The sequence below is a fragment of the uncultured Hymenobacter sp. genome (assembly GCF_964242765.1).
Classification (GTDB): domain Bacteria; phylum Bacteroidota; class Bacteroidia; order Cytophagales; family Hymenobacteraceae; genus Hymenobacter.
Genome location: NZ_CAXTBM010000006.1, coordinates 72,487 through 85,569, shown reverse-complemented (window position 1 = coordinate 85,569; position 13,083 = coordinate 72,487). Strand labels below are relative to the sequence as shown.

Genomic DNA, 13,083 nt, shown 5'->3' with positions numbered 1-13,083 from the left:
TACTGGACTTATCGGAATCAATCTCAATCCTTTTACCGGTTAAAGGACCAGGGTGAACCCTAGCACTTCTATTCCGGATAGCACTTTTTGCTTTGTTCTCGCACCTTTCAACCCCCCTCCCACCGCATGAACACTCCTTTACTGTTCCCCTCCCTCTGCCGGCCGACACTGCCAGGGCAGGTACTGTTTCTACTGCTAGCAATGCCGAGCGCCGCAGTAGCGCACCGGGCCGCTGTGCGCAGCGTAGTGGACCCGGCAATAACGCTTTACATAAAAAAGCAGCCCAACCTTTCGGCACCGAGTTGGGCCACGGAGTTCGTTGCTGATGTGGCCATCAAGGGGCGCATTATGGGGGGGCCAGGTGGTGAGGCCATTCCGGGGGCGACGGTAGTGGAACAGGGCACCACCAACGGGACCAGTACCGATGCCGAAGGTCGCTTTTCGCTCACCGTAAAGCCCGGCGCGACGCTGGTAGTATCGGCAATTGGCTTTAAAAGCCAGCAAATCGCCGTCGGTAACCAAACGACGCTGGAGGTGCGCCTGGAAACGAGCACAACCGACTTGAGCGAGGTAACCGTAGTTGGGTCGCGCGGTTTGCCCCGCACCGACGTGGAGCGTCCTTCTCCCGTGGATGTACTCAACGCCAAGGAGTTGCAACTAACCGGCCAGACGGATCTGGGCCAGCAGGTACAGTTCAACTCACCCTCGTTCAACTCCGCCAAAACCGGCGTGAACGGGGTAGCCAACTATGCCGACCCGGCCTCGCTGCGGGGCCTTTCGCCCGACCAGGTGCTGGTGCTGGTAGATGGCAAGCGCCGCCACCAGTTCTCGGCTCTGAACCTGAACGTGACCGTGGGCGCCGGCACTGTGGTAACCGATCTGAACGCCATTCCTTCCCTCGCCATTGAGCGCATTGAGGTGCTGCGCGACGGGGCGGCGGCGCAGTACGGCTCGGATGCCATTGCCGGGGTTATCAACCTGGGCCTGAACAAGAGCACGGGGGTTGCTACCGTCAAAACGCAGTTCGGCATCACCAAGGAAGGCGACGGAGCTCAGTACCTGGCCGGGGCCAACTACGGCGTGAAGCTGGGCAAAACCAATCCTGGCTACCTCAATTTGACCTTGCAATACCAGCGGCAAGAACAAACCAACCGCACCGACAACTACGTGGGTGGCATTTACACGGCCTTCCCGGCCTTGCCTGCCCAGCCAACGGCAACCCAGATTGCCAACGAAAACAGGCTGCGGGCCGAGCGGGGCAACATCTATCCGCAGGTGGGCGAGCCTTTTAAAGTGGGCGTATACGGCAGCAACCAAGCCGATATCTACCAGGGCTTTTTCAACCTGGGCGTGCCCGTGGGCAACAGCGGGTGGTCGGTATACAGCTTTGGCGGGGTTTCCCGCAAGGATATTCTGGCCTACGGTTTTTTCCGCAATGCCCAGCCCAACAACGTCAACTACAGCCCCATTCATCCCGACGGCTACCTGCCCGAGCTGCCCGGCCGCAGCGAAGACTACTCCGGCGTGGTGGGTTTGAGCCGCAAGCTGGCCGGCGGCTGGAACCTCGACTTCAGCACCGGCTACGGCTACAACTACCTCGACCTGAACGCCAACAAAACCTCTAACCCGTCGATGGGGGCGGATTCTCCTACCGACTTTTTTGTGGGCCGCAGCGCCTTCGGCCAGAGCACGAGTGAAGTAAACGTGTCGCGCAATTACAAGGGGCTATTTGGTACGCAGTCGTTTAACTTGGCCCTAGGCAGCCAGTTCCGGGTCGACCAATTTATTCTGGAGCGCGGCAGCCCCGAGTCTTACTTGGTAGGCCCGTTTGCCCTGGCAGCGCCGGCCACGCCCACCTCACCCGCCCGCACGGCCAAGGCGCCCGGCTCGAGCGGCCGGCCGGGTATCGCCCCCGACGATGAAACCAACACCACCCGCTCCAACGTGGGCGTGTACGTGGACGTGGAAAGTGACATCACCGCGCGCCTGCTGCTCACCACGGCCCTGCGCTACGAGCGGTATTCCGACTTCGGCAGCAACGTATCGGGCAAGTTTGCCTCGCGCTTCAAGGTTACGGAAGGAATATCGTTGCGCGGCTCTATCAACCGCGGTTTCCGGGCTCCGTCGTTGCAGCAAACCTTCAACAGCGTGAGTACCTCCACCGTGCAGAGCGGCGCCATTGTGCAAACCAAGCAGCTCCGCAACGACGACCCGCGCCTAGTGCCGCTGGGCGTAACCGACCCCAAAGCCGAAACCTCCTGGAACTACAGCTTGGGGGTGGCCGCTAAAGTCAGCGACAACCTGCTCTTCACTCTTGATGCCTACCAGATCGATATTCAGGACCGCATCATCAACAGCGAACGGCTGATCAAAGGCGCGGGCAACACCGGCATTAGGGCCCTGCAAACCCCGGCTTTCGATGGCATCAGCGAAATCCGCTTCTTCACCAACGCCATTGATACCCGCACCCGCGGCATCGATTTGGTGACGACGTACAAAACCGATTTCACCGAGCGCAGCCGCCTGACGGCCAGTCTGGCTTTGACCTTCAACGCCACCAACATCGAAAACACCCGCGACACGCCCGCCGAGCTGCAAGCCGGCACGGCCAACCGCATTTTGCTGATTGATACGGTGAGCATCGGCCTGATTGAGCGGGCGCAACCGCGCCAGAAAGTGTTGCTGTCGGCCACTTACCAGGTGGGCAAGTTCAGTGTTACGCCCCGCGCCTCGTATTTCGGCGCCGTTACGGCCTACGAAAAGCCCACCGCCACCACGGCCATTCCTAACCCGCCGCATATCAGCCAGGAGTTTAGAGGCAAAACCCTGTTCGACCTTGCGTTGGTGTATAACCCGGCCAAAGCCGTATCGCTAACGTTGGGCGCCAACAACATCACCAACGTGTACCCGGATAAGGTGGATGCCACCCGCTTTGCCAGCTACTCGAACGGCGAAATTCCGTACTCTCGCAACGTGGCCCAATTCGGCTTCAACGGGGCGTACTATTACACCAACATAACGCTGACTTTTTAAATCAAAAAGCCCGATCCGCTGACGGAGTGGTTGAAACGTCTTTACTGGAAGCGCCCTGCTTGCTTCGCGGCCACGAGGTGGTTGCGGTGTTTCAACCACTCAACAAGCTGATTCCCTCTTTTAGCCTGCCTGCCTATGACGAACCTAGTCCTGCTGCTCGTGTGCCTGGGCCTGGGGGCGGCGTTGCGGCGGTGGCGACTGGTGCCGGTAAGCACGCCGGCCGTGCTCAACCAGTTGCTGGTGGTGGTGTTTATGCCGGCCCTCACGTTTCTGCACTTGGCGGTGGCCCACCTCGACCGCCACTTTCTGCTGCCCGTGCTGGCCCCGTGGCTGATTTTTGGCGTGAGTTACCTGCTATTCACGGCCTTGGGTCGGCGCCTGAAGTTCTCGCGGGGTACCACCGGGGCCCTGATTCTGACGGCCGGCATCAGCAGCACTTCGTTTGTCGGCTTCCCGATTTTCGAGCTGCTCTACGGGCGGGAAGGGCTGGCCCTGGGCATCATGATGAGTCAGGCCGGCTCGTTTCTGATCGGCGTTACGCTGGGCGTGGCCGTGGCCTCCTGGTACGGGGCCGCGGAGCCCTCCTGGGGCGCCATGCTGGGCAACGTGCTGCGGTTTCCCCCCTTCCTAGCTTTTGTGCTGGCGATGGTAGCCAATGCCCTAGGCTACCAGCACCCGGCCCTGGTACGTGGGGTGTTGGAAAAGCTCAGTGCGCCCTTTGCCGTTGTTGCGTTGCTCTCGGTGGGCTTGCAAATAAACCTGTCCGTGCCTCGGCACCAGAGCCGGGCCCTGGTGGTGGGCTTGTCTTACAAGCTTCTGCTGGCACCGCTGCTCATATACGGCCTCTACCACGCCCTGGCACCGCAGCAGGGCCGCGTAGTGGACCTGTGCGTCCTGGGAGCCGCCATCGGCCCTATGAACACGGCCGCCGTGGTGGCCGACCGGTACGGGCTCGACCCGCCGTTGGCCGCGCAGATGGTGGGGCTGGGCATTCCGCTTTCGCTGCCTTTGCTGGCGCTGCTGGCTTGGTGGCTCACCAGCAGCTAATTCCGTGGCAGCCGTACTTTGCAGGATCGTCATCCAGCGCCGAGCAAGGTATTTTGGTGCGTTATAACCGCCTATATCCCCTTTTTTTCGTTTCCGTATTCAGGTTCACCCCTTGATTTCATGAAGAAGCTAGTCACTAATCTTACGTTCTGGGTGCTGACGGCCATTGTGGCTGGGGCACTGCTCGGACATTTCGCGCCCGCTACAGCCGTCAAGATGGACGTGCTCGGCAAGTCGTTTATCAACGTTGTCAAGCTCTTCATCAACCCGATTATTTTCCTCACCATCACGCTCGGCATCAGCAGCATGGGCGACCTGAAGAAGGTAGGACGAATTGGGGGCAAGGCGCTGCTCTACTTTGAAATCGTGACCACCTTGGCTTTGCTTATCGGTATTGGTGTGGCCCACGTTATTCAGCCGGGCGCGGGCGTAACCACCGGCAACCTGAACGGACAGGCCGTGGGCGAATTCACGCAACGGGCCGGCGAATTTTCCTGGCTGCACTTCCTGGCCGACAACCTGACCTTGCAGGTGCTACTGGTATCGATTGTGCTTGGCATGTTGCTAAGCCGTTATGCGGGCCGCCAGCTCATTATCGACCGCCTTACCTGGGCCTCAAAATACGTGTTCAAAGGCCTGCACTTAGTGATGATATTTGCGCCCATCGGGGCTTTCGGGGGCATGGCCTTCACCATTGGCAAGTATGGTATTGCCACGCTGCTGCCGCTGGCCAAGCTCATGCTTACCGTCTACACGACAATGGCCTTGTTCGTGTTTCTGGTGCTGGGGTCCATTTTGCGCTATTGCCGCGTGAGCATCCTCGCGTTTTTAAGTTATATCAAGGAGGAACTGCTGATTGTGCTGGGCACTTCTTCTTCGGAAGCCGGTTTACCAGGCCTCATGGAAAAGCTGGAGCGTCTGGGCTGCGCCAAACCCGTCGTGGGCTTGGTGGTACCGGCCGGCTACTCCTTCAACCTGGATGGCACCACCATCTACCTGTCGTTGGCCACCATCTTCTTGGCGCAAGTGTTCAACGTGGAGCTGACGGGCGCCCAGATGCTAACCATTATCGGTATTCTGATGGTAACCAGCAAGGGGGCGGCGGGTGTGACGGGCTCGGGGTTTGTGGTGCTGGCCAGCACGCTTACGGCCGTTAAGGTAATTCCGGTGGAAGGCTTGGCCTTGCTGCTGGGCGTGGACCGCTTCATGTCGGAGGCCCGCTCTATCACCAATTTCATCGGGAATGGGGTGGCTACCATCTTCCTGGCGCACAACGAAGGCGCCCTCGACCACGAACAGTTAACACGGGTGCTAAGCGGCAAAAATACGGTGTCAACCGTAGCTGAGGCCGTCGAGCAGTACAACCCCTCGCTCCCCAACCTGCCCGTAGAATCAGCCGCGCCGCGCGGTCAGGCCGGCGCAGTGGAATAAGGCCAGCTTGCCCGACTTTCTTATGCCTAAGTTTCTGACGCCTCCGCCTCTTGCCTAGAGCAGCAACCTTCCAACGCGCTGATCCTTTAAAGATACGATTGCCGTTCCTAGGGCCCGTGGCTTAGGAACCTGCCGCGTGGGGCGCACCGACGTGTTGGAAGTTTCAGTCACCCAGTAGACCATAACAGTAATTTGCAGCGCGTCTTGAGCGAACCTATTCTCCAGGTTGCCGGGGTGGTGGCGCTGGGCGTAAAACTTCTCTACTACCCAAGCAGCCAGCCCCACGGGCAAATGGTCCAGCCTCTTGCTGGCGTCAATCACAGTGGGTCTGGTCAACCAACTCGCGCAAGCACCAGAGCTTGAGGCCCTAGTTCCGGCGGGTATTGGGGGCGCACCAGTCCGACGGATTCATTTCAGCCTAAGTTGCCAATCAGTTAGCACACTTTCCGGAACAGCAATTCCTGCCAATATTCTTGCTAGGCTGAGATACAGCAATAACCGCCCGAAAGAATAGCGCGCAGGATCAAACGAGGAAGTATTCTATAGAAAGTAGAGAATAATTTAAGCGAAGTTGAAGACAGCTAGTACTAGCTGTCTGTAAGTGAGGTGAAGTAAAAGTCTGCTAGCAAGCGTTGGGGTGAAGGGTTTAAGTTGCGCAAGCAACTGTTCTTGGTAGCTGCCAGCAACACGCATAGCAACACAAGTCCCCTGACACTTTAAACGAATACGTTGCCTCTAGTTGGGCTAGCCGCACCCTAAACTGAGTGGGCCTGCACGCGGCCACGAGCAGCAGAACCCAATTCCACTACTACTTGCCACGGGAGTTACAGACCTACCTTCTCAAGGCTCAGGCTGTCATCTACCATTTGGGGGTCTGCGCCCCGCTTGGCTTTGCTGTTGGCAGCAAAAAACACGTCTCCCCGTCCGCCGAGCTTGGACCGCTTCGCATTGCTGATTGCCTATCTGCTTGGTAGGCTTACCACACGACTTAGTTCGTGCTATTTCATTCTTAACTCTTTTTTAATTATCGGAATTATTCTATTCCTATTCACCTCTATGCGCTAACACGCCAAATTTTGCTGCTATAGCTGAAAGGCAGATAGCATTTCCTCTATCTAAGCTCTAGAACTGCACAATAAAATATACAAATTCCCACAATAGATTTAATTAAATCAGTAAAAAACCTTTGTTTTATTAGAGTATTTACAAAAAATACTTGATAATTTACATCGTAGAAGGCACCGAGAAACAGCAATGATTAACTGAAAGGATACGGTAGACGGTGCAATGGAGTTGTGATGCAGGTGCCAATACCAAGATTCCAACAATAATTATCCTGAGATGTAGGATTACTTTATTTATAATGCATGGTAAAAATCACATAGGCGCGAATTAATCGTGCGTGAACCTGAGAACCAGTCTGGCAGCTTCTTTTTATTGCCGCCAAACTGATGTGACGCAATTAGGAAGCCTCTTCATCAATGCTTTCCGGCCTCCTCTGCAAGTCAAGCCCTGAGCGCGCTGACTTCCTATGATTTCCAGCTTAACCGCTCCCTTTCTTCTGTTGATGCCGCTTCAAGCGGCGCCTTACGCGGCTACTCCGCTTGCCTCACCAAACCCATTCGTTCCACTACTCTCTTCCACCACCGGGCACTCCTTCTCCTACCCCACGCTCCTGTCATCTACCTACAAGACACCACCCCCAATCACCTGCTGCGGTAGGACATCAATTCTCCGCTATCGGGTGCCGACATCCCTCCTTACTTTATCCCCTAGTTGCCATGAATTACAACTTTTACCCCCCCAGCAGGCGCCTCCACCCAGGCTATCTGTTTCTAACAGCTCTTATCGGGTTTTGCCTTTCGGCAACTTCTCCCCTGCCGTTGAGAGCCCAGTCCTCCCCGGCCCCCGCGCAGGCGTCTCCGCTGAAGCTAGCTAGCCTTTCGGCGGCGGCGAAAGACAAAGAAAAGAAGAAGAAAAAAGCCAAGCTGCCGCCCGAGCCGCTCGAAGGGGCGCGCCTGCTGAATGCGCAGTACAACTTCTCGTTCTCACCGAGTGGCCTGAAGGGTGTCACGCTCGTAAATCCGACCTCCTTGCAGTTCGGCCCCGACGGCCGCTTGTACGTCTCGCAGCAGAACGGCATCATCAAGGCCCTGACAATCCGAAGGAACGCGCCCAACGATTATACCGTCACGGCCACCGAAACTATTACGCTCATCAACGACATTCCCAACCACGACGACAACGGCGTGGTCAACTCCGGCGTGAGAGAGCGCCAGGTGACGGGTCTGCTGGTTAAAGGTACGTCCTTGGCGCCCATCCTTTACGTCTCTTCCAGCGACAGCCGCATCGGGGGGCCGGAAGGCGACCTGAACTTGGACACCAACTCGGGCATCGTCTCGCGCCTGACGCGCAACGGCAATAGCTGGACCAAGATCGACCTGGTGCGCGGGCTGCCCCGTTCCGAGGAAAATCACTCCGTCAACGGCATGCAGCTTGATAATAACACGCTCTACCTGGCCGTCGGCGGGCACACCAATGCTGGCTCGCCTTCCACCAACTTCGCTTACACGCCCGAGTACGCCCTGTCCGCTGCCATCCTCTCCATTAACTTGGGAGTCATCGACAATATGCCCACCAAGGTCAGCGGCAACACAAGCTACAAGTACGACCTGCCCACCCTCGACGACCCCAACCGCGCCAACTTAGCCGACGGCTCGGACCCCAACGACCCGTTCGGGGGCAACGACGGGCTCAACCAAGCCAAGATTGTGGTGGGCGGACCGGTGCAAATCTTCTCGCCCGGCTACCGCAACCCCTACGACTTGGTTATCACCAAGAACCGCCGGGTGTACACGATTGATAACGGGGCCAACCAAGGCTGGGGCGGCTACCCTCAGAACGAGGGCGGCGGCAGCGCCAACAACAACTACGTCAACGGCGAGCCGGGTTCGAGCAGCCCCGCGCCCAATGGGGAAGGCACGGTAAACAACCTCGACAACCTCGACTACATCGGCGACCTGGCCAATTACCAGCTCGGTTCCTACTACGGCGGGCACCCCACCCCTACCCGGGCCAACCCCAACGGGGCCGGCCTCTACACGCACAATGGCACGAGTGGGGTGTTTCGCACCAGCAAAACGGGAACAAACCCGCTGCCCGCCGACTGGCCGCCCGTGGCCAAGATAAACCCGGTAGAAGGCGACTACCGCATGCCCGGCAGCGCCGCCAGTGCGGACCTGCTCACGTTTTCGGCGTCCACCAACGGCCTGTGCGAGTACACGGCCTCCAACTTCGCGGGGGCCATGCAAGGCAACCTGCTGGCGTGCAGCTTCGACGGCAACATCTTCAAGATTACGCTCACCGCCGATGGCCGGGGCGTAACCAATCCCTATAACGCGGCCAACAAGCTCAACACCGACCTGCCCTTTGCCTCGGGCTTTGGCGCGACGCCGCTCGACGTAACGGCGCAGGGCGACGCCGACATCTTCCCCGGCACAGTGTGGGCGGCCACCTACGGGGCGAATGCCATCACCGTGTTCGAGCCGCAGGACTTCCTGACTTGCACCGGCGCCTACAATGCCAACGACGACGACCAGGACGGCTACACCAACGCCGACGAGATTGACAACGGCACCCAGCCCTGCTCGGCGGCAAGCAAGCCGGCTGACAACAACAAAAACAACATTTCCGACCTCAACGACAGCGACGACGACAGCGACGGCCTGGCCGACAACGTGGACTTCTTCTCGCTCGACAAAGACAACGGACTAACCACGAACTTGCCGATCCGCTACGACTTGTTTAATAACTCACCCGGCACGGGCCTGTTTGGCCTCGGCTTCACGGGGTTGATGAGCAACGGCGACAGCATCTACTCCGACTTGTTTTTCGAGGAAAATCTGGTTGCCGGCGGCGCGACGGGCAGCTTGTCGATTACCGAGGTTTCGCCCGGCGATGCGCTAGGAACAGCCAACACGCAGGAAAACGCGTTTCAGTTCGGGGTTCGCTCCGCCGGCGCACCCTTTACGGTGCAGAGCCGGCTGTTGGGCCCGTTCTTCAACGGCAAAATGCCCGTGAACTTTCAGTCGCAGGGCATTTACCTGGGCACCGGCGACCAGAACAACTACCTCAAGCTCGTCCTGACGGCCAACGCGGGCGTAGCAACGCTGGATGTAGTTTACGAGAATGCGGGTACGCCCGTCACGACGCGCTTTACGTTGCCGGGAGGCATTCCGGCTTCTTCCCTCGACCTCTACTTTTCGGTTAATCCGGCCGCGGGCACCGTGCAGCCCAAGTACTCCTCCAGTGGTGGCACGCCCACCAACCTCGGCAATCCCATTCAAATGACCGGGGCGCTGTTGGCCGCTTTGCAAAACGGCAAAGCCTACGCCGTGGGTACCATTGCCACCTCCCGGGGCGCGGCACCTTTCGTGGCGAAGTGGGATTTTATCTACGTCACGCCCGATCAAGTGACGGATAACAGCTCGGCAGTATACCGCCTGAATGCGGGAGGCGGGGCCGTTAGTACATCCATCGGCAACTTTGGCGCCGACCAGTACTTCTCGGGCGGCAGTGCGGCTACCTCGTCGGCGGCCATTGCCGGCACCACCGATGATGCGCTGTATCAGTCGGAGCGCTACGGCACCTTCACTTACAACATGCCCCTGGCCAACGGCCAGTACACGGTTACGCTCCACTTCGCCGAGTTTCACTGGTCGGCCGCGGGCCAGCGCGTGTTCGACGTGGCGGCCGAGGGCACGAAAGTGCTCAGTGCCTACGACATCCTGAAGAAGGTGAGCAAGAACACGGCTACCACCGAAACCTTCACGGCCACCGTTAACGATGGTCAGCTCACCCTCGCCTTCACGCCAGGCACGGCGGGCGCGGACCAACCCAAAGTCTCGGCTATCGAGGTGCTCAAAGTGGTTAGCTCGGCGGTGCATCGGATCCGCGCGGGGGGTGGAGCCGTTAACACGTCCATCGGCAACTTTGGCGCCGACCAGTACTTTTCCGGCGGCAGCACGGCCGGCGGCGGCAACGCCATTGCCGGCACCACCGATGACGCCCTCTACCAGTCGGAACGTTATGGCACCTTCACCTACAACCTGCCCGTGGCCAACGGCCCGTACACGGTCAAGCTCCACTTCGCCGAAATCTACTGGTCGGCGGTGGGCCAGCGCGTGTTCGACGTGACGGCCGAGGGCACCAAAGTGCTTGGCGCCTACGACATCTTCAAGAAGGTGGGCCAGAACACGGCTACCACCGAAACCTTCACGGTCAACGTTACGGATGGCCAGCTCACCCTCGCCTTTGCGAAAGGAACAACCGGGGCGGACCAACCCAAGCTCTCAGCTATTGAAGTGCTCGGCGGCGGCACGGTCAACCAAGCGCCCACGGCCAATGCGGGCGCCGACAAGACCATCACCTTGCCTACGGCCAGCACTGTCTTGAGTGGCTCGGGTACGGACCCGGACGGCACCATTAGCACCCACACCTGGACGCAGGTCAGCGGGCCGAACACGGCCACCTTCACCAGCAAAACCGTGGCCCAGCCTACCGTCAGCGGCCTTGTAGCCGGTGTCTATGTGTTCAGCTTAGTGGTCACCGACAATGCGGGCCTAGCCAGCGCCGCCGACCAAATGTCGGTCACGGTGAACTCGGCAACCAATACAGCACCGGTGGCCAATGCGGGTGCCGACAAAACTGTCACGCTGCCGACCAGCAGCGTGACGCTCGATGGCTCGGGCACCGATACCAATGGCCAGATTGCCAGCTACGCCTGGACGCAGGTCAGCGGGCCGAACACGGCCACCTTCACCAGCAAAACCGTGGCCCAGCCTACCGTCAGCGGCCTCATTGCTGGCAGCTATGTCTTCAGCCTTATCGTCACCGACAATGGCGGTTTAGCCAGTGCCGCCGACCAAATGACGGTGACAGTGAATTCGACAGGGGGCACCGCGGTGTACCGGATCCGGGCCGGCGGGGGCCAGATTACTACGTCGCTGGGCACCTTCTTGGCCGACCAATCTTATCAGCCAGTTCCGGGCAATACGTACTCCACTAGCTCCCCCATTGGAGGCACCACCGACGATGCGCTGTATCAATCGGAGCGCTATGGCAACCCCTTTAGCTACGCCTTTGCGGTAAGCAGCGGCAAGCAATACCGGGTGGTGCTGCACTTCGCCGAGGTGTTCGCTACCGCTATTGGGCAGCGCATGTTCGACGTGTCTATTGAAGGAACCAAGGTGTTAGACAACTACGACATCTTTAAAAAAGCAGGAGCCCTCAACGCTACCACCGAAACCTTCACCGTATCCGTAGCCGATGATCAGCTCAATATCAACTTCAGTGCGCTAGCCAGTGAAGGGGGAGTTGAAAATGCGAAAGTATCGGCCATTGAAATCTATAGTCTCAGCCCGACGGGCAACCAAGCGCCCACAGCCAACGCGGGCGGCAACAAGACCATCACCTTGCCCACGGCTAGTACCGTCTTGAGTGGCTCGGGTACGGACCCGGACGGCACCATTAGCACCCACACCTGGACGCAGGTCAGCGGGCCGAACACGGCCACCTTCACCAGCAAAACCGTGGCCCAGCCTACCGTCAGCGGCCTCATTGCTGGCAGCTATGTGTTCAGCTTAGTGGTCACCGACAACGGGGGCCTCAGTAGCTCGGCCAGCCAAATGACTCTTACCGTCAACGCGGCCCCCACGGGCAGCACGGCAGTATACCGGATCCGCGCCGGGGGCGGGGCCATCCCCACCTCTATCGGCAACTTTGCCGCCGACCAGTACTTTTCCGGCGGCAACCCATCGGGCGGCAGCAACGCCATTGCTGGCACGACGGATGACGCCTTGTACCAGAGTGAGCGTTGGGGCACGATGAGCTACAACTTCCCGGTGAGTAACGGCCAGTACACGGTGCGGCTGCACTTTGCCGAGGTCTACTTCAGCAACCCCGGCCAGCGCGTGTTCGACGTGGCGGCCGAGGGCACGAAGGTGCTCACCGCCTACGACATCCTGAAGAAGGTGCCCCGCAACACGGCTACCACCGAAACGTTCGTCGTAAACGTGAGCGACGGCCAGCTTACCCTCGCCTTCAGCAAAGGCACAGCCGCAGCCGACGAGCCCAAGATTTCGGCTATTGAGGTGCTTAGCGGTAGCGCGGCCTTCACCGTGCCCCCAGACAACCAAGCGGCCCGCTCCAGTTCTGGCTTACCAGCGGCAACGAAATCAGCTGCGGTTCCCACCTACAGTTCACAAGTGAAACTGTATCCGAACCCCTCCACTGACGGCAAATTTGATGTAGTGCTGCCCGCGGCTTTCCAGGGAGAAGTTTCTTACACGCTGGTGTCTTCGCTGGGCACGACGGTGAGCAGCGGTAAGCGCACCGTATCGGCCGGAGTTCCACAACTCACATTCGACTTGTCGCCGCAGAAGCCAACCGAAGGAGTGTACTATCTGCACGTTACGGGAGACAAAGCGCAGGCCCACGTGAAACTGATGCTTCGATAGCCAGGGCTAGCCCACTGACAGCAGGCAAGGCGCCCATACCCTTACCAAGGCGTAG

Annotated in this window: 5 protein-coding genes; 4 read left to right on the top strand and 1 reads right to left on the bottom strand. The window is 59.0% G+C overall.

The annotated features are described in order from the left end of the window. Positions 1–126 precede the first annotated feature (126 nt). The 3 genes from ACFE7X_RS04045 to ACFE7X_RS04035 all read left to right on the top strand — a co-directional run bounded on the left by ACFE7X_RS04045 (position 127) and on the right by ACFE7X_RS04035 (position 5,511). Positions 127–3,033, top strand: a complete 2,907-nt coding sequence (locus ACFE7X_RS04045; protein ID WP_375434377.1) for a TonB-dependent receptor domain-containing protein — start codon at positions 127–129, stop codon at positions 3,031–3,033. A 135-nt stretch (positions 3,034–3,168) separates the two neighbouring features. Continuing rightward, positions 3,169–4,080: an AEC family transporter gene (locus tag ACFE7X_RS04040; protein WP_375434376.1), complete on the top strand. Its 912-nt coding sequence runs from the start codon at positions 3,169–3,171 to the stop codon at positions 4,078–4,080. A gap of 120 nt (positions 4,081–4,200) precedes the next feature. Then, the gene (locus ACFE7X_RS04035) at positions 4,201–5,511 is read left to right on the top strand and encodes a cation:dicarboxylate symporter family transporter (protein WP_375434375.1); all 1,311 of its coding nucleotides are present in this window, start codon (positions 4,201–4,203) and stop codon (positions 5,509–5,511) included. 54 nt (positions 5,512–5,565) lie between these two features. Here the strand turns inward: ACFE7X_RS04035 and ACFE7X_RS04030 are convergent, their stop codons facing one another. Further along, complete coding sequence (locus tag ACFE7X_RS04030; RefSeq protein WP_375434374.1) at positions 5,566–5,847, bottom strand: hypothetical protein; 282 nt, start codon at positions 5,845–5,847, stop codon at positions 5,566–5,568. Positions 5,848–7,394: 1,547 nt separating this feature from the next. Between ACFE7X_RS04030 and ACFE7X_RS04025 the strand changes: the two genes are divergently transcribed. Then, positions 7,395–13,028, top strand: a complete 5,634-nt coding sequence (locus ACFE7X_RS04025; protein ID WP_375434373.1) for a malectin domain-containing carbohydrate-binding protein — start codon at positions 7,395–7,397, stop codon at positions 13,026–13,028. Positions 13,029–13,083: the final 55 nt, after the last annotated feature.

What these genes read in the sequence shown, in the direction of transcription:
- ACFE7X_RS04045 (WP_375434377.1), top strand. Translation starts at nt 127, where the DNA reads ATGAACACTCCTTTACTGTTCCCCTCCCTCTGCCGGCCGACACTGCCA.
- ACFE7X_RS04040 (WP_375434376.1), top strand. Translation starts at nt 3,169, where the DNA reads ATGACGAACCTAGTCCTGCTGCTCGTGTGCCTGGGCCTGGGGGCGGCG.
- ACFE7X_RS04035 (WP_375434375.1), top strand. Translation starts at nt 4,201, where the DNA reads ATGAAGAAGCTAGTCACTAATCTTACGTTCTGGGTGCTGACGGCCATT.